Here is a 24,221-nt window from a genome sequence, read left to right as displayed (position 1 = left end):
TGGATTTAACGCGCCTTTTGTGCTACAATCCGCAATAATATGTTTTTGGAGCCACAAAGTGTTTGACTCTGAATCTGTCAAAGAATACCCAATCATTATATCGGAAGATGTCGTTTTCTTTCCTTTTACCGCTGGAGTTCTAGCGATAAAGCATGCACCCTCTTCTGAAATTGTTCAGAACGTTTCAAAGCAACCAGTAGAAGATCGTTACGTGGTTTTGTGCTCTAAAAATAAATCAGATAAGAAAACTTCGAAACTTTTTCCTGTAGGGACTTTGTGTCGTCTACGTCAGTCTATATTCGTTCATAATGATTGCCAGGTGGTTCTTGAGGGATTACAGCGTGTTCAGGTAAATTGTGTAGAAGATTCTGAACGTTGTACGGCTGTTCCTTTACATACTTTAGAAGAAGCTCCGGCAAAAATTGAAGCCACGTTTAGGGTATTGAGAGATTATTTAGAGCAATATCTTAAGTTAAATTCTCAAGATACTACGCATCGTGCTTTAGCGATTGAAGAAAAAGAGTTTGTTAATATTGAGCAAATTGTATACAAAATTTCGGGCAATATTCATGATATAGAAAAAAAGCAAAAAATTTTACAATCAGATAGTTTGGTTGCGCGAATGAAAATTCTTATTCAGTGGTTGAGTTTTGAGGTAAGCATCGGTAAATTTAAGGAAACCTTAAGTATTAAAGCAGCGCAAAAAATGCGTAATGATTACCAAGAATACGTAAGAAAGACAAAGGAAGAAATTATAAAGCGAGAATCTGAGGACCAGAATTTATATTATGATATGGAGAAAAAAATTCAAAATGCGAAACATTTAACTCAGGAAGCTAAAAAACAAGCAGAAAATGAGTTAAAAAAGTTGCGTTTGTTACCACAGTCTTCTCCAGAAATATCTGGAATTTTGAGCTATTTAGAATTTTTGATTAGTCTTCCTTGGAAAAAAGTAAATCCTTTGAATAAAGATCTGAATCAAGCTAACAAAGTTTTAGAAAAAAGTCATTCCGGAATGGAAAAAGTGAATGAGCGAATTTTAGAATTTTTAGCCGTTCATCGACGTCGTAAAACAGATCAAGGTGCTGTGTTGTGTTTTGTTGGTCCTCCTGGTGTAGGTAAAACTTCTGTTGCTAAAGCCATTGCTAAAGCTTTAAATTTAGATTTTACTTCTATTGCTTTGGGGGGGTGTGGAGATGAGGCAGAAATTCGAGGTCACCGCAGAACGTATATTGGAGCAACGCCTGGAAGAATATTAAAAGCACTTCAAGGACGAGAGAAAGGGAGGCATCGCCCTGGATCTAATGCTGTTTTGCTTTTAGATGAAATCGATAAACTTGGAGCAGATCGTAGAGGAGATCCCTATGCTGCACTTTTGGAAGTATTGGATCCAGAGCAAAATAGTGAATTTAGAGATCATTATCTTGAAATTCCTTACGATTTGAGAAAAATTTTTTTTATCGCAACCGCTAATAAAAAATATGATATTCCAGCACCGCTTAGAGATCGCATGGAATTGATACATTTATCAGGGTATACGACTCAGGAAAAGATTCAAATTGCTCAACACCATCTAATTCCTAAAATTATGAAAGAGTATTGTTTGACAGAAGAGCAATTTTCTTTAACTTCTTCGGCTCTTTATGATTTATTAATACAATATACGCCAAAAGAAGCAGGTGTTCGTGGATTAAAAGAGAGAATAGATGCTTTGGCAAGAAAAGTGATATTAAAGTTAGAAAGAGGAATACTTGAGGGGGAAATTATTGATCGTGACCAACTTTCTGAATATTTGGGAACTCCCTTATACCCTCCTAAAAATCTTTACAATCAACCTGAAGAAATTGGAGTTATGACCGGTCTTGCCTGGACTGAAGTCGGGGGAGACATCATGAAAATAGAAGCTGTTCAAGTTATAGGTAAAGGAAAAACGTTCTTGACTGGAAAGTTAGGAGACATTATGAAAGAATCTGTTCAAGTTGCTTTAAATTGTTTGAAAGAAAACATAGAGTATTATCATTTAGATCCGCAATTTTTTATAGAAAAAGATATTCACGTGCATTTTCCAGAGAATGCAATTCCAAAAGATGGTCCTTCTGCAGGTGCTGGAATTTTTTTAACATTACTTTCTTTAATTTCTAAAAAACCGGTTCCAAGTACGACAGCTGTTACGGGGGAGATCACAACAAAAGGAGAGATTTTACGTATTGGAGGACTAAAAGAAAAACTTATCGCGGCAGTAAATCATGAAATCGATACAGTTTTATTACCAGAGCGTAATCGACAAGATTTAGATGATATTCCAGAAGAAGTAAAACAAAAATTAAATCTTGTTTTTGTGCGACATATTCACCAAGCAGTTTCTCATCTTTTTCCTGATTACGGTAAACTATGATTCGTTGGACAATTTACGCGGGTGGAAAAATAAAATCTCCTTGGGATGACGTATGTAAGACATATCTTAAACGTCTTGGTTCTTTGGTTGTTCTTCAAGAAATAGAAGGAAAGCAGTGGAAACGTATTATAAAACTAAAATCTCAAATATGGGTTGTGTTAGATCATAAGGGAGTTCAATACAGCAGTCAAGATTTATGGAAAAAGCTAGATACTTTAATGCCGCATCATTTATGTTTTTTTATAGGGGAATCTTATGGAATTCCAGAATATATTTTGGATCAAAGTAATGAAATGTGGTCTTTTGGATTAATGACTTGGCCTCATATTTTTGCTCGTGCTATGCTTTTAGAACAATTGTATCGAAAAATTTTAGCTCAAACAAACCATCCTTATAGTTGTACCTAATTTTATCGTCAGACAGATTAAGAGAATCACATTTTCGGAAAGATAATTTATGATAAATTAAGTTAAAATTTTGAGAGTTTTGACGTTTAGATAGATTTATGTCAAAATACGACTATATAGTTGTAATTCCGAAAACTGCATAAGGAACGGTATAGTACGCAAGGTTCAGAGCTATAAGTGTAAGGAATAAGGTTATAACTTTGTTAAAGGTGACAAGAGGGGAAAAAAGGGAGACGGCTATCAAAAAAGCCTTATGCGTCATTTTATACTCTTTAGCTAAGGCATCTTTTAACATGATGGGTAAAATTCTTGGACATTCTGCTTCTATTATATACAAAGTGGGGGGTGGCAGAGATGAAAAAAATACAAAAATCTGAGGTTTCAGGTCACATTCAAGCAATGGAATTTGATGAAATGTAGCATTTTTTCCAAAAAAAAATCAAAAACTCTGGATTATCAAAGCCGTTGCTCGTAGCGCACGGAGAAGAGTTTCCTAGGTTACAGGGAATCGTGATGCTGAAACGTTCAGACGACTTTACGAAAAAGTCAAACATCTGAAAAATTGCACATTTTATACTGATGATTGGGATGCTTTCTCTAAAGTTCTACCAAAAAACCGCCATAGTATTGAAAAATCAGGAACTGTATAGAGCAGATAATAGTAATACAAGACATCACTTAGGACGAATGACAAGACCTACTAAAGTAGTTTCCAAGAAGGAATTTATGGTATACGGATCAATTAAGCTTTGGTGTGCGCTTACGACACCAGAAATCTTTAATCACTATGAAAAAACATTCCTATCTTTAGGTGAAAACTCTCAAAAATAATAGTTTTTATAACGTATCGATAAATTTTCAACGTTTTTGAGGCTTTTTGTACGAAAATTTCAACTTAATTTTTAACTTAATTGACTACATCTCTGGTATTACTGCCAATCTTCGTGATTAACATTACTTTAATTTCTTTTCTCTTTGTAGGCTTATTTTCTCTAAACTCAACATAATAGATTGCGTGAGGCACTTCATTTAGGACTTTAAATTATTTTGTCCAAAAACGTAGTAAAAGTTATCGCTGATCTTTTAATGAAGCAACTCGAAGTGGCTGAGCATTAAATGCAGACATTTCTAAAAATTGATTTGTTTTTTTATACAGTAAAGATTCTGTATCATATTTAGATCTATCTAAAAAATTTAATTTATTTTTTTGGGTAAAAATAATTAAAAGCTTATCCAAAAACTTTTCTGAAAATAGTTTAGATATCGACGATTTTTCTATGATAAGTTTAACAAATTCAAATTCCTCTTTATAAAGGAAAGTTATTAAAATTTTTTCTAGTGCTTCAGCGCCGTGTTTAGAAAAAATTTCAAGAATTTCTGTGCTTTTTAATTTTTCTTTCACGAATTCGGACTCTCCATTATGGATAAAATCGCAAAAGATGCGCTTGAATATAAAAGGATTATGACGAAACTTATCTAAAACTTCTTTATATTGCAAAATTTCTTTTGTGAATTTCGTATCACCATTTCGGATAAAATCGCATAAAATTTTACTTAAAGTTTCGGAATTATTTGAGATTTCATGAAAAATTTTTTTACATTCCAGAGTTTCTTTTACAAAGTCAGATTCATCATTGTTAATAAAAGCACATAAAATTTCACTTAAATGGAAACTATTTTTAAGAATTTTATTAAAAATTTCACGATTCTTCCATATTTCTTTTGCAAATTCAGTGTGATTATGATTAATGAAAGTGTACAAAATTTGTGTCCAATCGCATTCTCCCATTTCATTCATAATTCTTGTATTATTCAGAATTTTTTTGATCGTATCTTTTGCAAATTCAGCATCGTTATTTGCGACAAATTTGCATAAAATTTTGCAGAGATCACCTCCTAAAATACGCTCCATCACTTGATGATTTTGTAACATATTTTTTACAAATTCTGTATCATTGTTTTCGATAAAAGGTACAAATAAACAACAAAAATTTATAGAGTATTCTTCATTTTTATTTGAGCCAATAATTTCATTTTCTATAAAATTTTTATCTTGAATTCCTTTCTCTGATAAAACGTAGTTTACGAAGCACTCAAATAAATTTTTATCATTTTTGATTTTTACGAGTTCAAATATTTCTTTACTTCTGAGTGTATTTTTGCGCGCCTCACTGTTTTCTCCCAAAGAAATTTGAAATAACTTAATGAGATCATATCTAGTGAATTGGGAACGTATTTTTTGATTTTTTATTAGGAGCTCTTGTGCAGTTTCCCATCCGCATTTTTCTACGCAAGCCAATACAACAGCTATCATTCCGTAACTAATTTTCAATACAAAAGAATTCATTTTTCGAAAATGCTGTATTTTGTCTAAGACGATAAATATTTCATCATCATCAAGAGCCTGTTTTAAATCTTCTCTTGGTGTTAAACTTTTCTTGATATACGCGCAAATTACCCACTCTATTCCTGCCTCTCCATGATTTTTTAAATATTTTTTTACACATGATAAAATGTTACCTGAATTTTTTTTCACGAATTCATTGGCGTAATGATGAGCACACTCTATAAATCCTGCACTTCCTATTCCTATGTTAAGATTCAATGCGTTATTGTTGAGTAAAGCGTTCCAAAACACTTGTTTGATATCTGAAGGTTTTTGAGAATTTAGAAAGTCTCTTATTAAACTCCAACGAAAATTTTCTTTTAAAGATTGTGCTAAAAAAGTATCTATTTTTTCGATATCGGAAATCAGACCTTCTTTATTAAGTTCTGAAAAAGAAACCTGTGAAATTAGTAAAAAAAATAAAAACAACATATGTGGATTGAAAAAAATCACTGTCTACAACGCTTAAATTCACGCAATGTATTGTATTATACTAATTTCCAATCAAAATCAATACAATTTTTATGTTTTTACGTGATCTGCACAGTAGTGTCAAATGGTAAGTGATGAAATTTTAGGTTTTCTAAATAGTCAAAAACTTATATTCGTCCTGAGATTAAAGTCATCACAGATACCGAATATCAAGGCGCACAAAAACTCTATAGTCAATCTGAATTACAAAAAAAGAAATTCAAGAAAATCCAAGGATTTTCAAATGAAATAAATGAAAATGTTCTCAAATTGAACGATTTTAAATCATCCTTGATACGTGCAGAAATAGAAGCAAAAATTTTAAATTTCGACCTTAGATTTAATCCTATTGTAGGGTGACTATAATCATTAAAAAGTTTATTAGAACTATCATTCTTTTCCTACATCGTTCATGCAGAAGTGCTCAGCCACCATAAGACAAAGAAAGTCCTCCAAAAAAGAAGAACGAACAAGGATGAATTTTTACGTTATCCTCTTGAGTATACTTTCATGCCATTGGCAATCTTTCCTTATAATAAAAATTTTTTAACTTGTTTTCTTATTTCTTTTTTTATTATTGCATACGTTTTTTTGGCTTCGGTGATAATTTTTAAGTGAATATTTCACTCGTTTAACTCAGAAAATTTGCTAATTGATGAACTGCATTTATTTTGCATATTTCTTTTATCCATTTTCCTTGCGCTAAGTTTTTACATCCTCCTCCTTTAGCTTCAATATTGCATGCGTGGTACAGTTCTTTTAATGCATCAAGAGCGCTCAGTTTTTTCTCACAATGATTTTGTACTGAAAGATAAACGCTTTGCTTATCTTCAGTAACAAGCCAAAAGATTCCTGTATCAAATTCTAATTTAGAAAAAAGCGTATCAATCCAATTTTTTATAGATTTATGATCTTGATTCTGCACTATAGCCCAAGCTAGTATTCCATTTTTATACAAAAAGCGCTCTACCTTGCAAGAAATAAGAGAAGGTTGCTTAGAAGAAAAAAATAGATTTCGCACTTTTTCTTCGCACTCAAGCGGAGTCGTTTTAAGCAAGTGCGCCATTCGTTTTTGTTCTGTAGTTACCTTTTGTATGTACTGAAATGCTGCACTTTGTGTAACTGCTTCAATTCTTCTAAGCCCCGATCCAACACTGCTTTCGTGTATAATTTTAAAAAATCCAATTTCTCCTGTTCGATCAACATGAGTTCCTCCGCAAAGCTCCATAGAAATTTTTGTATCCGTCCCTATAGAAACCACACGAACCTCTTGCGTGTATTTTTCTCCAAATAATGCCATAGCTCCAGATTTTAATGCTAAATCTTGGGGCATGACTGAGGCTTTAACAGGAAGATTTTCCCAAATTTTCTCATTGACCCATTCTTCGACCTGAGCTAATTCCTCTTCTGACATGGCAACTATATGTGAAAAATCAAAACGCAATCGCTCCGGAGTTACCAATGATCCTTTTTGAGTCACATGCGCGCCTAATACATGACGCAAAGCGCTGTGTAACAAGTGTGTTGCCGAATGATTACTTTGAACTTTTTTTCGATAGAAAGCATCCACACTTAAAATCACCAAATCACCCTCTTTTAAAGTTCCTTGCTGCATTGTCCCGTGATGGATAAATACATGATTACGTTTTTCAGTATGCGATACTTCCATTACTCCATGAGGGCCTTTAATCCAGCCTTTATCTCCAATTTGTCCTCCAGATTCAGCATAAAACGGGGTAGTTTGTGTTACGACACATCCAGAATGTTTTAGTTCTACCAAAGGACTTTTTTCACTAGGGTCTAGGATAAGTTGAATATAATCTTCGTGCTCTAGCGCATGATATCCGCAAAATTCACTAGGATGATGAGCTTGAGTTACCGAATTCCAAAAATTTTCAGTTTCTTCATCGCGAAAAACGCTTCCTTGGCTTCCAAGAGAATATTGACGAGATGAAGCTTTTTGCGTCTCTAAGCATACCTCAAACGCTTCATGGTCTACAGTAATTCCTTCGTCAGACAAAATATCTTGTATTAAATCTATGGGAACACCATGAGTATCATAGAGCTGAAAAGCTTTCTCTCCAGGAAACACCCCTTCTTGAATACAAGATTTGCTTTCTTGAATAAGCCGCATTCCTTTTGCTAAAATATGTTCAAAGCGCTCAGCTTCATGGAGTAGTGTTTTTTTGATCAATGCTTCTGCGCGAAGGAGCTCTGGATAAGTTTTTTCCATGTCGTGAATAAGATAAGGTGCAAGCTCTGACAAATGATCTAAGGGGGCGTTGATATACGATCCAAATCGTAGTGCTCGACGAACGATCCGTCGTAATACATACCCTCTTCCTTCATTAGATGGTAAGACCCCGTCTGCCATTAAAAAACTTGCACTGCGTACATGATCTGCCAAAACTCGGTGAGGAATATCTTCAGTTGAAAACGCTTTAGAAGAAGCGTTAGGGCATAATAATTTTGAAGTTTTTATCATATGATAAAGTCCGTCAGTATGAAAATTATCATGAACTCCTTGCATAACTGCCGCGATACGTTCCAATCCCATTCCGGTATCAATGCACGGACGCTCCAAAGGGATGTCGCCCTGAAGTGTGCGCTCAAACTGCATAAATACCAAATTCCATAACTCAACAAAGCGATCTCCGTCTTGTTGAGCAGTTCCTGGAAGACCGCCTGAAATATGAGAACCATGATCAAAAAATATTTCAGAGCATGGTCCGCAGGGACCTGTATCTCCCATAGCCCAAAAATTATCTTGACTTTTTATAAATAAAATGCGTGAATCTGAAAAATTTGCAATTTTTTTCCACAATTGCGCTGACTGCGTATCTGTATGGTAAACGGTGACGTAAAGTTTTTCTTTTGGGATCTTTAAGTGCTTTGTGAGAAAACTCCAAGCATACTCAATGGCATGCTCCTTAAAATAATCTGAAAAAGAAAAATTTCCTAACATTTCAAAAAAAGTATGATGTCGCGCAGTATATCCCACTTGTTCTAAATCGTTGTGCTTTCCTCCAGCGCGTACACATTTTTGACACGTCACTGCTGTGCTGTAAGATCTTTTTTCTTTTCCCATCAAAATATCTTTAAACTGAACCATCCCTGCGGTAGTAAAAAGCAAAGTTGGATCGTTGTCAGGCACAAGCCCTGATGAAGGCACAATTTGATGCCCTAAGGACTGAAAACTGTCTAGGAAAGCGCTTCGAATATCAACAATTTTCATTATACACATTTCATTATAAATTTCTGGCGTTAATTCTAACATATCATGTTGAAAAAAGATAGGAACGGAACTACTATCTTAAACATTTAAGATTCTTTTAATGAAATAATGCAAAAGATTTATAAAAATAGAATTTATACAAACTCAATTGTAATTTTGAATAATAAGCTAAGATAAATTGACAACAATATTTTAACAACATTATTATGTCGAAAAATTGTACGAATTTTACGTGTTTAAAGAAAGGAATAAATACTTAAATACGATAAAATTTTTCATATTCTTGCAAGATCTGCGTATAAATAGAGGAAAGGCATTCAAAATCTTCTACACGCACACGTTCATTTACTTGATGAATCGTTGTTTCAGGCATTCCTATTTCTAAAACTGGGGCGAGATTTTTTAAAAATCTTCCATCTGTCGTTCCTCCCCTTGTTGTTAATTTTGGGCTTAATCCTATGACGTGTTCAATGGCAGAAGAAACGCATGTTATCCACGCTAAATCTTGGGTCAAAAATTCAGATCCGTGAAACGTTAAGTCAAGAAGATAAGAAGAGGAATGTTTTTGGCAAACATGATGAAGATATTCAGAGATTGAGTCAAAATTTTGATGGGCATTAAATCTTACCCCAAATTGAGCTTTCGCATATGCCGGAGACACGTTCATCGCAATAGCTACTGGTTCTACTCCAATCAGATGAAAAGAAGAGCACTCAAACTGAGAATCTCCCAAATCTATTGGGCACGAAATTAACTCAGAAAGACAGTGAATAAATCGAGGCATCGGATTGTCGCATAGATCTTGATACGCAATATGTCCTTGTATACCTGAGAAAGTTAACGTTCCTGTTATACTTCCTCTTCGTCCCACTTGCAATACTTCTCCTACTTTACTTCCTGTGGGCTCTCCAATCAAAATATGATCAATTTTTTCTTGTTTTTCTTGTAACCAGGGGACCATTTTTTGGATTCCATCTATTCCATGCCCCTCTTCATCGCTTGTCAACAAAATGCTATAAGAACCTTGTATAGAATTATTTTTTAAATGTTTCCATAAACTATATAAAAAACAGCCTATAGCTCCCTTCATATCTGCTGCTCCCCTTCCGTATATCCATCCATTTAGGTGCGTTGCTTGAAATGCAGGAAATGACCATAAAGCAGAATCACCAGGAGGAACAACATCCACATGTCCTGCAAAACACATATGAGGCCCTGAAGTTCCCCAACGAACATAAAGATTTTTTGTTTGTCCCCATTCGATGCAATAAATCTGATCTGTAGAAGCTGAAAATATTTTTATAAGCTGAGAAAAGATACCGCCATCGTTAGGGGTGACGCTTTCAACGCTCATTAACTGACATGCCAATGTAAGAGGAGACGTTTCAAGAGAAAATGACATGATTAATGCGTATGTGTTTTAAATCCTTAATTAAATCGTAATAGTTTTTATTTTTTAAGTCAACAATCAAAACGTTTAATAGTTACTCGTATTTTTGACGATGACTTATACGACCTTTAGAAAAACAACGTGTTTTTTTTACGAACGAGCCCAGAAAATATATAAAAATTAAACAATTTATGCAGAAATAGGCATCAAAACATATAATGCATCTCTATTATTTTCTTGAAATAAGACGGGATTTTGATTTTTAGTCCCCTCAATTGTCATTATATTTCCGCGAGCATGTTGACAAATTTCTGAAAGATACCGAGCATTAAATACTAAGCTAAAATCTTCTCCGTCATAGGAAATTTTGATAACTTCTTTCGCTGATCCTTGAGAGCTATGGGCAGATACGGTTAATCCAGTTTTACAAAAAGCTAGTTTAACGGATCGAGTGCGCTCTTCAATGACCATACTTACACGATCTAATGTTTTCATTAATTCTTTTGGGTCAAACTGAACGCGAAAAAGATGATTTTTAGGAATAGCTCCGATGTAGTCAGGAAAACGATCGATTAACAAACGGGAGAAAAATTGAAATTTTTCTCCTTGTATAGATACTTGATTTGCAGAAAATCGAAAAGAAACGGTTTCCCCACTATCGCTTTCTAATAATCGCAACATACTTTGTACTGTGCGTCTTCCAATGACTAAAAGAGATGCAGTTCCAGATATAGCTGCTGATTGATTCATACGAATATCGGTTAATCGACTTAAAGCAAGACGATGCCCGTCGGTTGCCACAACATTACAAGAGAGTTGGTGTTGCGTGTCTTCTCGAAAATGAAAGCAAATTCCTGCCAGTGCATAACGCGTTTCTTCTGTAGCAACGCAAAAGCTTGTATCTTTGATTACATCTGCCAATACCCCAGGATGAATGAGAAGCTCAAAAGGCAGATCTTGAGTTTCCATGAATGGAAATTCAGCAACGGGAAGGGTAGGTAAGTGAAACTCCGCAGCGCCACCTTGAATAGTTATATGGTTCTCAAATGACTCTAAGGTGACCCATTGATCATCAATTTTTCGCACAATTTCACAAAGAAGGTGTGCGCATACGACACTTGCTCCTGGGGATTCAAAAGGTTTAATGATTTCTTTTTCCCACAAACTCATCTCCATATCTGTTCCATGAACAGATACAATAGGATCGCCCTGATCTGAATAATGTGCTTTAATAAGAACATGAGATAAAACAGGAACCGTCGTGCTTCTTTTATTGATCAACGACTGTTGGTGAGTTAGAATTTTAAAAAAAGCTGTTTTTTCTACACATATTCTCATAAACGGTTCCAAATCATGATGTGTCTCTAGTATTTCTTAATATATCAACGTTCAAAGGTTTTACGCAAGAGCGCAGCATCTTCTTGTAAAACTTTATCTTTTTGTAATAAATTTTCGATAGTAGAAATTCCGTGAATAACTGTAGTATGGTCCCTTCCTCCAAAGCATTTTCCAATATAAGGCAAGGAAGCAGTTGTGAGTTGTTTTGCTAAGTACATGGCTAATTGACGCGGGCGCACAATATTTCTTAATCTTTTGGCAGAATTCAAATCGGAAACTTTTAAATTATAAAATTCCGCAACCTTTTTCTGAATAAATTCTACTGTCAATTCTGTTTCATAAGGACGTAACACATCTTTTAAAATTTCTTGTACCAAAGTAAGCGTCAATGTTTTTCCCACCAAGCTTCCGTGTGCAGATACGCGAAGTAAAGCACCTTCTAGTTCTCGCACATTGGACGAAATCTTGCTTGCAAGAAAATCTAAAATTTTTTGATCTACGGATATTCCCAAAGAAGCAGCTTTTGACTGAAGAATGCCCAAGCGCAACTCATAGGTTGTTGGATGCAAATCTGCAACCAATCCCCAACTTAATCGAGATTTCATACGCTCTTTGAGATCTAAGTCCGTAGGAGATTTATCAGCAGAAATAATAATTTGACGTTTTTGATCAACTAGTGCATTAAACGTATGAAAAAATTCTTCTTGAGTAGAATCTTTTCCACTGATAAATTGCACATCATCAATAATCAAAACATGAACGGAACGAAAATGCTCTTTAAAAGCCATAACGTTTTTATATCTCAAAGATCGCACAAAATCGTACATAAATTTTTCTGCAGAAAGATAAAGTACACGTTTTTTATACTGAGATCGTTCTAAGATATGATGGGCAATGCTGTGCATTAAATGAGTTTTTCCATGACCAACAGGGCCATACAAAAATAACGGATTATATATAGCGTCGTCACATTCTGCAACTCTTCGTGCTGCAGCATGTGCAAATTCGTTAGGTTTTCCAACGATAAAATTATCAAAAGTTAATTTAGGATCTAACGCATACCCAGATAAAGAAAATTCTTGAGAAGTTGACTGACTTTCTCTTAACGTTCCTGCTGCATATTCTTGATGTAAAGAAAGAGGCTCATCTTGATCCTGTTGTTCTAAGCCGTAAGAAACTTCATCTTCTACGATTAATAAAATATGAACACACTGAGAAAATTTACGCTTTAAAAGCGAAAGAACTAAATCTAAATAATGCTTTTCAATCCAATCTTTCACGAACAAAGAAGGAGCGCAAAGCGACAAAACTCCATTTTTAAAAGATTTTGTCTTTAACTGAGCAAACCAGTCCCTATACACGGATTGACCAAAATACTCAGATAATAACGACCTCCACTCTGGACCAGATGAATCTGGACACACCTCCTTTGTGAATAAAACTGAATCCAAATTCATAATAAATCCCCTAATTTAAAGAAAAAATTTCACCTGATTTTTATCAAGAAGCAATAGCATTTAATTTTTTCATTAAACGACTTATACGGCGCGCTGCGCTTCTGGGATGGATAATCTTTTTTGCCGCAGATTTTGCGATAATACTTTGAGTCAAACGAACCTCTTTTTGCGCTTCATTCAAATCAACAACATCAGAAGAAGCAGACAAAACTTGGCGAGTCTTTTTCAAAAAAGTACGCAAACGATGCAAATTTGAGTGGTTTTGCTGGCGGACACGCGCATCCCGACGCAATCTTTTTTTTGCAGAAATGTGGTATGGCATAATAACACTTTTACGTTTTACAATCTTTTTACATAATAAGATATTTTTGAAAAAAAATCAATGGGCATGAAGCGCGTCAAACCAGTGAAGGGCGTGTGGATAAGAAAAATTTTACTTCAATCTCATGCGTAACAATTTGATCATAAACAAAATTTTAATAGAAACTTTAACAGAGAACGTATAGGAAGGGGGAACTGAAATTATTGTTTGCTCAAGGTATACTTTATGAACGGTTCATACGCTTTTTTTATTAATGGAAGCTTATGGATTTTTTAAAAATTTTCACGTATTTCCTCTTTTTTCGGTTCATGAAAAATATAAAAAAAATCCTAAGCGAACTTAGTGAGCAAATAACTTTTAGATTAAAATTTTTTCGCATTTTAGGAGGGGGCTGTAAAGAAGCAAAAGGTGTGAGCTGATATTTTTCGTCCGATTTTAGATGAGAAATGCCAGAGGTTTTTGGCTTTAATAAACTTCTTTCATTTTTCACAAATTCGCCCTTTGTCGAGTAAAAGTAGTACAGCTTCCAAGTGTCAAAAAACAAGATAATCAGTGAGTTTTGACAAGAAACCAGTGAATTTTGACAACATTCATTGAATCAAGATATTCATTTCTGCGACAAATACCTAAAAAAATTTTTATACTGCGTTAAGTGAATCAAAGAATAGCTTATTTTTTTGTACTTTCTGTGTATATTGAAGTAGAGATACTGCGTGAAAAGTAATTTTAGTGGAATGTATGTATCAATAGGGGTAACCAATTACAGTTCAGATCACCATGTTTTAAGATCATACGAAGATTGGAAAAAAAATCAGATATTTCAGTATCTTTTTAGTATCAGCACAGACCAATGAGATACAATTTTTTCAAACAATATCGAAACAATGGAAGCAGTGGTCATTTTAGGCTATAAACGACCTAATCCTGACTATAAATTAGCCCTCTAAACATGGTTTTGATGTCGATCGAAGCTGAGTCAGATTTTTATGGGCTACATATTGTGAATGGGATAAACGATTTCCGTGTGCGTCCCTTGAGCCGTTTTGGAAATTTTGTATAGTGGTGATTGCCAAAGATAAAAAAATGTCTAAGGAAAGGCATCGAAAGCGTAATGATTGATGCTACAGAATCCCCTCTCAAAGGCGCTAAATCTTTATTATGGGGACAAAAAACGCTTTACGCTAGAAAGCTTAAAATACGCGTAATACATCAAAGGCTCATCGTGAACTTCTCAAAAATTTATCTCGAAATCGTGAATCTCAAAAACGGCTTCTGACTTGCATAAAGCATGACAGAACGGCTTAGATTCAAGGAAAGTTAACCAAAAAATAACAGAAAATTTTTATGCCTAGGGTCTGTTTATGTTTTTTTACGAAAACGGTAAAAGCTTATGGTTATTTTAAAAGAAAAATAAGAGTAGGGGGAGTTCTCCGGGAAACGAATATATTCTGATCGCATTTTCAGCTTTTTTTTCTCCCGCCTTTACATACTAAAAATTTTTATGTCCATGTGCAAAATTTTCAAATACGAAGTACGAGTTGGACGATTGTAAAAATCTTATCTGCATATCTTATATTTTTTCGAAAAACAGCGCTTTTTAGGAACGCGTGAGGGGTGGGACAAGAAGTAAAGCGTATTTAATAAAAAAAGAAAAAGTGATAAAATAAAGTTGCTCAACATTTTTTATCTATGTTTAAATTAGTTTTGTAAAATTATTTTGTGCTTCTAAAAAATCAATATAATCAATAAAATCGATAGGTTATAAAATTTTAGTGCGCTTTTTATATTTCAAAAAATTTTAAAAAATACAAGTAAAAACTATAAAAGTTTTTCTTTTTTTTGTATATTTATTAATTAAACTCTTTTAATTAATGAAATGTTATTGTGTTTGATGTAATTTTAAATGATTTATATCCGAAAAGCTCTAGGTTTTGTAAAGAGAGTGTGATAAACTCCTTAAAGTTGATCTTTGGAAAGATGCAAATCCAATGACGTTTCATGTAAAAACTAAAAAAACTTTTTTGCGTACTGCAAACCATTCTTTTTTACGTAATGGATTTGTAGAAATTGATGTAGAAAAAGATTCTTTATTAACGGATTTTGGAAAAATTACGATGAGGAATCAATACCTTTATGGTGGGGAATCTTATCAAGAAATGTTTGAGCGTGTTGCCAGTTCTTATGCGGACAACAATTCTCACGCACAACGAATGTATAATTACATTTCTTCACTTTGGTTTATGCCGGCAACTCCTGTCTTGGGAAATGCGGGTGTTATTGAATTAAATAGACGTGGTCATAAAAAAGCTGCATCTTTGCATCTTCCTATATCCTGTTACTTAAATGAAGCTCAAGATACTCTTGATTCTGTTGCAAGACTTTTGATTGAAAATATGTTTTTGGGAGCAGGGGGAGGGGGAATTGGTAGTTATTTCGGAAACGTACGTCCGGCGGGAAGAACCGGAACGAAAGAATCTGCAGGAGTGATTCCTTTTGCAAAAATTATAGAATCGATTACCCAATGTGTTTCTCAAGGAGTACGAAGAGGTGCTGCCGCTATTTTTTTACCCATTTCTCACCCTGAAATTTTAGATTTTATTCAGTTTAGACGTCCTTCTGGTGGGGATCCTCAGCGAAAAGTATTGCATTTGAATCATGGAGTTGTGATTTCAGACGCTTTTATGAATGCGGTTCAATATGGAAAACCCTGGAATCTTGTCAATCCTCAGACTCGAGAAATTGTGGAAACGATAGATGCAAGAGAAATTTGGGCGCAGCTGTTAACTATTCGATTGGAAACTGGAGAACCTTATCTTATTTTTATTGATCACGTCAACGCTTCGATTCCTCAATACCAAAAGGATCTGGGATTGGAAGTAAAGACTTCCAATTTGTGTACGGAAATTTTTTTGCCTACGGGTTTAGATCAGCATGGAATGAATCGAACAGCAGTGTGCTGTTTAGGATCTGTGAATTTGGTGAAATTTTTAGATTGGAAGGACGATCCATATTTTATTGAAGACTGTTTGCGATTTTTAGATAATGTGCTGGAAGATTTTGTGTGTAATGCTCCAGAGTCTTTTAAAGACGCAATTTATTCTGTTCAACAAGGTAGAGCTGTAGGACTTGGGGTCATGGGGTGGCATTCGTTTCTTCAATCTTTGGGAATACCGATGCACGGGTTGTTAGCTAAAACATGGAATAAACATATTTTTTCTCATATTCATCAAGCTGCAAAAAGCGCTTCTCAGCGTTTGGCTCAAGAGCGGGGACCTTGTAAAGATGCTAAAGAAAAAAATGTTATGGAGCGCTTTTCTTATGCTACCGCTGTGGCTCCTACCGCTTCTATTTCTATTTTATGTGGAGGGGCTTCTCCAGGAATTGAGCCTATTGTTGCCAATGCTTATACGCATAAGACCATGAGTGGCTTGTTTTTTATAAAAAATCCATACTTAGTGGAGCTTTTAGAGAAAAAAAATGCGGACACTGAGGATGTTTGGGAATCTATTTTAGCGAATGATGGTTCTGTTCAACATTTAGACATACTTTCTTCAGAAGAAAAAGAGGTCTTTTTAACGGCTTACGAAATTAGGCCAGAGGATTTAATTCAGCTTGCAGCAGATCGAACGCCTTACGTAGATCAGGGGCAATCTCTTAATTTATTTTTTGCGCCAGATGTGTCTAAGCTCGACTTGCATAATGCGCACTGGAATGCTTGGAAAAAAGGAGTAAAAAGTTTATATTATTTAAGATCTAGATCTTTAAAATCTGGAGAAACGCATCGTGATGCAAAACAAACACAAAAAAATTTTTCATCAATGGTAGATAAATATTATTCTGAAAACGGAATGTTGCAGTTAGAATATGAAAATTGCTTAGTGTGTCAGTAGTGGAGAAAAAACAGTGGATGTTCAGACGAAAGATTCTGTAAAATCAAATTGGGTTTCAGAACACTCAAGTATAAAAGATAGTCGATCTTTTTTGTTTAGAGAAAACCCGGTGTATAAACCGTTTCGTTATGGGTTTGCTTACGAAGCTTGGGAAGTTCAGCAACGAATGCATTGGCTTCCTGAGGAGGTTCCTATTCATAGCGATGTGCGGGATTGGAAGTCCGTACTCACTGATAAAGAGCGTAACTTGTTGACGAATATTTTTCGTTTTTTTACCCAGTCTGATATCGAGGTTGGTGGATGCTATACGAGTTATTATCTTCAAATTTTTCAGCCTACTGAAGTAAAAATGATGTTAGTTTCTTTTGCAAATATGGAAACTGTGCATATTGCCGCTTATGCTTATCTTCTAGATAGTCTTGGGATTCCGGAAATAGAGTACGAAGCATTTTTTCAATACAAAGAAATGAAGAATAAGTGGGACTATATGAAACGTTTCAAAAATAAGGATACGTTGAAAGATTTACTTATTACATTGGTGGTATATGCTGCGTTTGTTGAGGGGTTGCAGTTGTTTGCCTCATTTTCTATGTTACTAAATTTTCCAAGATTTAATAAAATGAAGGGAATGGGGCAGATCGTTACTTGGTCTGTGCGTGACGAAACGCTTCATGTTCATTCTTTGCTTAATTTGTTTTATGCAATTTTGCGAGAGCATCCGGGAATTTGGAGTGATTCTATGAAAGCCGAGGTGGAGCTGATCGGAAAAACTATGGTCTCTCATGAAGAAGCATTTATTGATCTTGCTTTTGAGCAGGGGCCTGTTGAGGGATTGACTCCGGAAATGGTTAAAGGATACATACATTATATTGCAGATCGAAGGTTTGAGCAGTTATTGATGAATCCTGTATATCATGTTCAGAAAAATCCTTTAGAGTGGATCGATCCTTTGCTTAGCGGAATTGAGTATACGAATTTTTTTGAAAATAGGGCAACCGAGTACGCAAAGAGTTCCACTCAAGGAACTTGGGATGAGGTGTTTTCGGGGTTGGATTATAAAAATCAATTTTCTTAACAAAATAAAATGAAGTCGTTTTATGTTTTTTAATTAAAAAACGTGTGAAAAAATTTGATTTTTTGTTTACGTTTAGCAAATCATATGATGATGTTAGGTTTTTTGTTTAGGAGATCAAATGTCATTGTTGATCTGCTAGATTTTGGTGAAAAGTACACCATAATAATAGGTAAACGTAGAGACTATACAGGGCAAGAGTACAAGTTTTGCGCTCTAAAAGTATTATTTGTACTATTTTTTTTGTTTTGAACACCGCATAATCCCCTCTGTTTCAAGGTGGCGTGTTGTAAGGTTGAGTGAGTGTTTTATTCTGAGCCAGAAAATGGATTATCGGCAAATTTATGATTGTTGTCTCTGTGGCGAATTTCGTCTTGAATTACTGATTCTATTACGTCTTTTAAGCGAGCGGTTTGAGGTAAATTCCAATAATTAATAGCAAGTAGAGGGGCAGAAGTATTTTCAACAATCCCATCATTAATAGCTTTTAAATATTTATTATAACTATCAATTGCTTCTTCTTCAAAATATCCGACCATTCGGTGCGCGGTGTAAGGAGAAAAAAAATATAATAAAAAGAAAAATATAAAAAAGCAAAACTGACCGGAGTAAATCATTATTTTTTCTTTCCATCTAGGCGGTAAAATTTCACAAAATACTTGGTAATGAATACGTTCATTCTCAGCTTCGGAATGTAGTGCGTAGATTCTTCCGTAATCTGCCCACTGTTTTCGAATAGATTTAAGATGGATAAACAGTCCTCCCACTATTCCTGGAATGGCTGCGATAGTTTCAATAATTAGGGCTCGACGATCATGTCTATTTCTTAACACGATATTTGCCCCAAAACGAAAAATTTTACAAAAGCCTAAAGCGATGTAATCTGAAAATTTCGTAGGCTTTCGATGAGATCCATAAAACAAAATCATTTTCTCCTTTTGTGTTTTTTATATAAATAACAGATATAATATTTCAAATAAGTTTATTTATTTGTTTTTTATAAAAAATTAGTAATTTTTATTGCGAAAAAGATCATCCAAGAGTTATATCATAAATTACATTTTTTAAAATAAGGTCTATATATTTTATAATTAATAGCTTACCTTATCAGAAATTTTTGTTAAGTGTAAGAAGTAATTCAAATATTTTGATAGAATGAAAATATTAAAAACTTTTAATATATTCCGTATATATAGAGAATCAAATTTGATTATTTACGAATTTAAATTTGTTGAAAGTATATTTTTATGATGTAGCCTCGACTTGTCCCTTTGTATAGATAAAGTTTTTACTATGCTCTAGGTTACACAAATGATGTTCTGCATGAAGGTTTTGTAAGAAATTTTAAATTTTTTCGTATGATTGAAGCGATGCGCTTTAATTAATTTTTTTTTAAATCTTAAGTGTTTAAGAGGTTTATTTTTTAACATAAAACCAAGCTTAGGTTTGTGAATAAGTAAAGCGCGAACTTAGTTAATCGAAGAGAGTGACTCTTGATGACTATAAGATTTTAGAATTTTTTTATAAAAATAATACTGATTTTCTTAAACTTCAACTTAAAATTTACTAAAGTGTTCTTGATTGATACCAAAAACGTTTTACTTAATTTAAAAAACAAGAAAAAATCAAATTTTATACTCTTCAATATATTTGAATATTTGTTCTAAAAATAATTAGATATTTTTATTTTCGTAGAACACAAACGAATTGATAAAATACTTGTCGAATTAGTGCTGTTCAATAAAAAATTCATTAGATTCATTTTTTTAAAGATTTTTTTATGGATACGATATCAGCGTGCGGAGTTTACAAAAATCTGATATACTATTAGACGTAATTTTCGATATCACAGTGCGTTACTAAGATCAATTTAAATGACTTAAAGTATTTAGCACAAGGAAACGTATGTTGACATTTTCGGAAGCAATTTCTTTATTGCAAAAAAATCAAATAGTTGGGCTTCCAACAGAGACAGTTTATGGGTTAGCAGGGCGTGCAGACAGCGTCGAGGCGATAGAAAAAATTTACGCCATTAAACAACGTCCAATGACAAACCCTTTAATTATTCATTACGCAACTAAAGAAATGGCTCTGCAAGAAGGAATATTTTGTCATTTGGGGAAAGAGCTCGTAAGTAAAATTTGGCCGGGACCTTTAACCGTCATTGTTCAAAAATCTTTACATTCTAAAATAGTTTCTAAAGCTCACTGCAATCTTTCTAGTGTTGCTATACGTGTTCCTAATCATCCGGTTATGCATGATGTGTTACAAAAAGTAGGAGGAATTGCTGCTCCCAGTGCAAATCTTTCAGGAAATTTAAGTCCAACAACAGCAGAGCACGTAAATAGAGCTTTTTTAGGTAAAATTCCCGTTTTGGATGCGGGAGCATGCTCTATAGGATTAGAATCTACTATTATTGACTTAAGGCAACATCCCTTTGTTATTGTGCGTCCAGGATATTGGACCCTAGAAAAACTTTCTGAACGTTTTCCTAATATAATTTTTGAAGAAAACAATTCCGTAGACATTATTACTCCCGGTTCTTCTTTTCAGCATTATGCACCTAAAAAAAGATTGTTTTTAAATGTGTTAGCGCCATTTCCTTCTGAAATGGGAGTGATTGGGTTTGGTAAAATTCATATTAATGAAAATAGCAAATGTTTTGTGCAATTAAGTGAAGAGGCAAATTTAGAAGAAGCAGCTCGCCGCATTTTTTCAGCTTTACATGAGTTAGATCTTTCTTCACAATGCTCATGTATTGGGGTCACACCTATTCCTGGTTTTGGAATAGGTAAAGCCATTAATGATCGCCTGATGAGGGCTGCGCTACAAAAAAATTAAAACGTAATAAATTTTTTGTTACAAAAATTAGAGCATATATCTTTTTTGCACATTCAATTTATTTTATAAAATTGCATCAAATTATTTAATTGTTTAAAATAATTTTATTTAAATAAGATCTTGTAAAATTTTTAAGCTTTTTTCACTATTTTAATAAAAAATTTATATGTTTTCTTTTGTTCTTTTTATTATAATGTTTTTGTAGTACAATTTCTTCAGAACACATCCAAATTAAAGGTAATTGTATGAAATGCATTGATTCCGTAAAGACAACGGCTTTTTCTGTAAAGAATATCTATAAATCTTTCAATGATGTAAATGTTCTGCACGGAATTGAATTTGAGATTGTTGAGCAGCAAACCGTTGCTCTGGTAGGCCCTTCTGGAGCAGGAAAATCTGTTTTATTTCGATGCATCTTGGGGTTAAGTACTTTAGATCGTGGAGATGTATTTTTTAAAGGACAGCGCGTAGTGTCTTCGGAATTAAATCATTCTGGAAAAATTTTTGAAGACATTGGAATAGTATTTCAACATTCTGCACTTTTTGATGGGATGAGTGTGCGTGAAAATGTAGCATTTTCTTTTCCAGAACATTCTGCTCAAGCAGTAGAAGAGGCCTTAGATCAAGTAAAATTTCCTAATCTTTACAGAAATGAGTATCCAAACGCATTATCTGGAGGGATGCGTAGGCGAGTAAGTATTGCAAGAGCTATCGTGCGTAAACCTAAAATTTTATTTTTGGATGAGCCTACTGCAGGTTTGGACCCCGTAGCTTCTCATGAAATTAGTGTGCTGATTCAGCAAATTCAACGTATATATAAATCAACGTGTGTTACGATTACGCATGATATTTTAAGATTACCTCTGCTTGCAGAACATATTATGTTTTTGTCAAATAAAAAGCTTTTATGGCAAGGAGAGATTAGAGATTTTTTATCCTCTTCTATCGAAGATGTTCGTAATTTTGTGCATTTTGGAACTCAACAAGATAAGGCTTATGCTGTATAGTCAAATTTTTGCGTTATAAAAAAACTGTAATTTTGATTTATGTACAAACAACTCCAGACTAGCTGAAGAAATGTAATGTGTTGTGTTTTATTAATGTTATTTTTTGATATTCAGTTGCTTTAAATAATCTAAAAAACTTCTAATTTTTACCAGAAAGACGAGATTCTTTTTCTGCGATTTGAATCCAAGTTTCTTCTTTTACGCGAATATTTTCTAAACATTCACTAAGTTTTTGGGTCATTGAAGAGAGCTCTTCTATTTTTAGAGGGGACATCGGCAACGGAGTGTTATCCTGAAAATGTTCCAAAGATTCTTCAAGTTTCTTTTTTTGAGAAAGTAACATTTCTATTTCTTTTAATCCATGTTCTAAAAAAAATTTTTCATGATAAGAAAGTTTTTCTTTTTTAACCGAAGAGCGATGTTCAATCGATTTTTCAATACTCGGTTTTATTACTTTTTCAATTGGTTTAAAAAATGCATGACGATTTGATCCCTCTTGTAAATAATCACTAAAGCTTCCTATAAACTCTTTTACGTAGCCTTGAAGTTCAAAAACCAAAATGCTTGATACTACATCATCTAAAAAATCACGATCATGTGACACAATAATAATTGTTCCCGAATATTGCAGTAAAAAATCTTTTAAAAAATCTAATGTCTCAATATCAAGATCATTCGTAGGTTCATCTAAGATCAGTAAATCAGGGCTTTGTGACAGTAATTTTGCAAGACGCAAACGGTTTCTTTCTCCTCCCGATAACATATGCACTAAGCAATGTGCTTGATCGGGGGCAAACAAAAATTCTTTTAAATATGCTACGACATGACGCTGCTTTCCTTGAACATCTACGTAATCAGAACCTGGTGCACACAAAAATCGCTTAACTGAGTAAGAGAGTTCTTCTATAGGTTGATTTTGTTTAAATATACTCCAATTTAAGGTAGACGAAGTTTTTAAGACCCCTTGACCAGGGTCAAGCTCTTTGGTAAGTACGCGAATGAGGGTGCTTTTTCCGCAACCATTCGGTCCTATCATTCCGATACGGTCTCCTTTAAGCAAACGAAAATTTAATCCTTGAAACAATATTCGTGCGTCTGGAAGCGTGTATCCCAAATTCCACCCTTCCATCAATTGTCTTGTAAGTCCTACGTCTTCTTGACGAGATAAAGAAATTTTCTGAGAATCTTTACTGAAACTTGCTTTCTGCTTTCGAAGTTCTTTTAGTCGAGACAATCGTCCCTCATTACGTCGACGTCGTGCCGTCACTCCACGAGCTAACCAACGTAATTCCTGGGCCAACTTAACATCTAAGCGAGATTGAATACGAACTTGTTCTTGAAGAAATGTTTCTTGCCATTCTTCAAATCCTTCAAATCCTACTGGAGCAGATCTTAATTTTCCTTCATGTAACCAAAGTGTTCGCTGTGTAACGTTTTTCAAAAACCTTCGATCATGAGCAACGATAATAAATGATTGCTTAGAGTTTAAAATCCAAGTCTCTAACCACTCTATGCCAATAATATCAAGATGATTTGTTGGTTCATCCAATATAATTAAATCCGCTGGAATCAGTAAAGTTTTGGCAATGTAAGCGCGCCTTAACTCACCTCCGGAAAGTTGAGACAGCATCGATTTTGGATCTAACCTTAAGGTAAGCAAAAGTTCTTCAGCTTGAAACGCTAAGTGAGGGGCTTCAATAACTTCGTGTAAAAAATCTCCTACAGAACAGCAAGGAATTGTGTTGGGATTTTGCGAAAGATAAGCCACAGAGAGTCCGGGTTTTTGAATATACATGCCGTCTTCTATATCCATTTCTTGAGCCAAAATTTTTAAAAGCGTAGACTTTCCACACCCATTCCTCCCGACTAAAGCAATTTTTTCTCCTGCATAAATGTGTACAGTCTCTTTTGATAAAATGATTTTTTTATTAAGAGACAATGTAGCGTCTTTAAGGCTTAAAATATTCACCGGGCTTTCCTTTATATTTTTGTCACTTTTAATGATTTAAA

Annotated in this window: 15 protein-coding genes; 7 read left to right on the top strand and 8 right to left on the bottom strand. The window is 34.2% G+C overall.

Annotated elements, in window-relative coordinates; all coding sequences use genetic code 11:
- The 3 genes from lon to P618_RS08090 all read left to right on the top strand — a co-directional run.
- On the top strand, positions 1 to 2,395 hold a 2,395-nt coding region (gene lon / locus P618_RS05685; RefSeq protein WP_204365646.1), incomplete at its 5' end, for an endopeptidase La.
- The gene (locus P618_RS05680; protein ID WP_021827305.1) at positions 2,392 to 2,802 is read left to right on the top strand and encodes a 23S rRNA (pseudouridine(1915)-N(3))-methyltransferase RlmH; all 411 of its coding nucleotides are present in this window, start codon (positions 2,392 to 2,394) and stop codon (positions 2,800 to 2,802) included. The genes lon and P618_RS05680, both read left to right, overlap by 4 nt.
- Positions 2,803 to 3,381: 579 nt before the next feature.
- On the top strand, positions 3,382 to 3,633 hold the full coding sequence (locus P618_RS08090) for an IS1 transposase (RefSeq protein ID WP_021827307.1): 252 nt from the start codon (positions 3,382 to 3,384) through the stop codon (positions 3,631 to 3,633).
- A 238-nt stretch (positions 3,634 to 3,871) separates the two neighbouring features.
- On the opposite strand, the gene P618_RS05670 is transcribed toward P618_RS08090, so the two are convergent.
- From P618_RS05670 to rpsT, 6 genes are all read right to left on the bottom strand, one after another.
- Complete coding sequence (locus P618_RS05670) at positions 3,872 to 5,620, bottom strand: P-loop NTPase family protein (RefSeq protein ID WP_021827308.1); 1,749 nt, start codon at positions 5,618 to 5,620, stop codon at positions 3,872 to 3,874.
- A gap of 670 nt (positions 5,621 to 6,290) precedes the next feature.
- The gene (gene alaS, locus P618_RS05665; RefSeq protein WP_021827309.1) at positions 6,291 to 8,936 is read right to left on the bottom strand and encodes an alanine--tRNA ligase; all 2,646 of its coding nucleotides are present in this window, start codon (positions 8,934 to 8,936) and stop codon (positions 6,291 to 6,293) included.
- A 214-nt stretch (positions 8,937 to 9,150) separates the two neighbouring features.
- Positions 9,151 to 10,296 (bottom strand): succinyl-diaminopimelate desuccinylase, encoded by a 1,146-nt coding sequence (gene dapE, locus P618_RS05660; protein WP_021827310.1) that lies wholly within the window; start codon positions 10,294 to 10,296, stop codon positions 9,151 to 9,153.
- Positions 10,297 to 10,473: 177 nt separating this feature from the next.
- Positions 10,474 to 11,634: a DNA polymerase III subunit beta gene (gene dnaN / locus P618_RS05655; protein ID WP_156919033.1), complete on the bottom strand. Its 1,161-nt coding sequence runs from the start codon at positions 11,632 to 11,634 to the stop codon at positions 10,474 to 10,476.
- 32 nt (positions 11,635 to 11,666) lie between these two features.
- Positions 11,667 to 13,079 carry a chromosomal replication initiator protein DnaA gene (gene dnaA / locus P618_RS05650; protein WP_021827312.1) on the bottom strand — a complete coding sequence of 471 codons (1,413 nt, stop codon included), beginning with the start codon at positions 13,077 to 13,079 and terminating at the stop codon, positions 11,667 to 11,669.
- Between the two features lie 43 nt (positions 13,080 to 13,122).
- Positions 13,123 to 13,401 carry a 30S ribosomal protein S20 gene (rpsT, locus tag P618_RS05645; protein WP_021827313.1) on the bottom strand — a complete coding sequence of 93 codons (279 nt, stop codon included), beginning with the start codon at positions 13,399 to 13,401 and terminating at the stop codon, positions 13,123 to 13,125.
- Between the two features lie 1,988 nt (positions 13,402 to 15,389).
- On the opposite strand from rpsT, the gene P618_RS05640 reads away from it, so the two are divergent.
- A complete protein-coding gene (locus P618_RS05640) occupies positions 15,390 to 17,291 on the top strand; it encodes a ribonucleoside-diphosphate reductase subunit alpha (RefSeq protein ID WP_021827316.1) in 1,902 nt (633 codons plus the stop codon).
- Positions 17,292 to 17,361: 70 nt separating this feature from the next.
- On the top strand, positions 17,362 to 18,366 hold the full coding sequence (locus P618_RS05635) for a ribonucleotide-diphosphate reductase subunit beta (RefSeq protein WP_052564169.1): 1,005 nt from the start codon (positions 17,362 to 17,364) through the stop codon (positions 18,364 to 18,366).
- 305 nt (positions 18,367 to 18,671) lie between these two features.
- On the opposite strand, the gene P618_RS05630 is transcribed toward P618_RS05635, so the two are convergent.
- Complete coding sequence (locus P618_RS05630) at positions 18,672 to 19,292, bottom strand: alternative oxidase (RefSeq protein WP_021827319.1); 621 nt, start codon at positions 19,290 to 19,292, stop codon at positions 18,672 to 18,674.
- A gap of 976 nt (positions 19,293 to 20,268) precedes the next feature.
- On the opposite strand from P618_RS05630, the gene P618_RS05625 reads away from it, so the two are divergent.
- Together P618_RS05625 and P618_RS05620 are read left to right on the top strand one after the other, a co-directional pair.
- Positions 20,269 to 21,204: an L-threonylcarbamoyladenylate synthase gene (locus P618_RS05625; RefSeq protein WP_021827320.1), complete on the top strand. Its 936-nt coding sequence runs from the start codon at positions 20,269 to 20,271 to the stop codon at positions 21,202 to 21,204.
- 245 nt (positions 21,205 to 21,449) lie between these two features.
- On the top strand, positions 21,450 to 22,211 hold the full coding sequence (locus tag P618_RS05620; protein ID WP_021827322.1) for an ABC transporter ATP-binding protein: 762 nt from the start codon (positions 21,450 to 21,452) through the stop codon (positions 22,209 to 22,211).
- 139 nt (positions 22,212 to 22,350) lie between these two features.
- On the opposite strand, the gene P618_RS05615 is transcribed toward P618_RS05620, so the two are convergent.
- On the bottom strand, positions 22,351 to 24,180 hold the full coding sequence (locus P618_RS05615) for an ABC-F family ATP-binding cassette domain-containing protein (RefSeq protein WP_021827323.1): 1,830 nt from the start codon (positions 24,178 to 24,180) through the stop codon (positions 22,351 to 22,353).
- Positions 24,181 to 24,221 lie beyond the last annotated feature (41 nt).

Origin of the sequence: Holospora obtusa F1, from assembly GCF_000469665.2 — a bacterium.
Lineage (GTDB): Bacteria > Pseudomonadota > Alphaproteobacteria > Holosporales > Holosporaceae > Holospora > Holospora obtusa.
The sequence above is the reverse complement of the archived record's forward strand: the minus strand, read 5'-3'. Positions and strand labels throughout refer to the sequence as shown.

Coding starts and splice junctions, on each gene's coding strand:
- P618_RS05630 (WP_021827319.1), bottom strand. CDS start 19,292: ATGATTTTGTTTTATGGATCTCATCGAAAGCCTACGAAATTTTCAGAT.
- P618_RS05620 (WP_021827322.1), top strand. CDS start 21,450: ATGAAATGCATTGATTCCGTAAAGACAACGGCTTTTTCTGTAAAGAAT.
- P618_RS08090 (WP_021827307.1), top strand. CDS start 3,382: ATGATTGGGATGCTTTCTCTAAAGTTCTACCAAAAAACCGCCATAGTA.
- P618_RS05680 (WP_021827305.1), top strand. CDS start 2,392: ATGATTCGTTGGACAATTTACGCGGGTGGAAAAATAAAATCTCCTTGG.
- dnaA (WP_021827312.1), bottom strand. CDS start 13,079: ATGAATTTGGATTCAGTTTTATTCACAAAGGAGGTGTGTCCAGATTCA.
- P618_RS05670 (WP_021827308.1), bottom strand. CDS start 5,620: ATGTTGTTTTTATTTTTTTTACTAATTTCACAGGTTTCTTTTTCAGAA.
- dapE (WP_021827310.1), bottom strand. CDS start 10,296: ATGTCATTTTCTCTTGAAACGTCTCCTCTTACATTGGCATGTCAGTTA.
- rpsT (WP_021827313.1), bottom strand. CDS start 13,401: ATGCCATACCACATTTCTGCAAAAAAAAGATTGCGTCGGGATGCGCGT.
- P618_RS05640 (WP_021827316.1), top strand. CDS start 15,390: ATGACGTTTCATGTAAAAACTAAAAAAACTTTTTTGCGTACTGCAAAC.
- alaS (WP_021827309.1), bottom strand. CDS start 8,936: ATGTTAGAATTAACGCCAGAAATTTATAATGAAATGTGTATAATGAAA.
- P618_RS05625 (WP_021827320.1), top strand. CDS start 20,269: ATGTTGACATTTTCGGAAGCAATTTCTTTATTGCAAAAAAATCAAATA.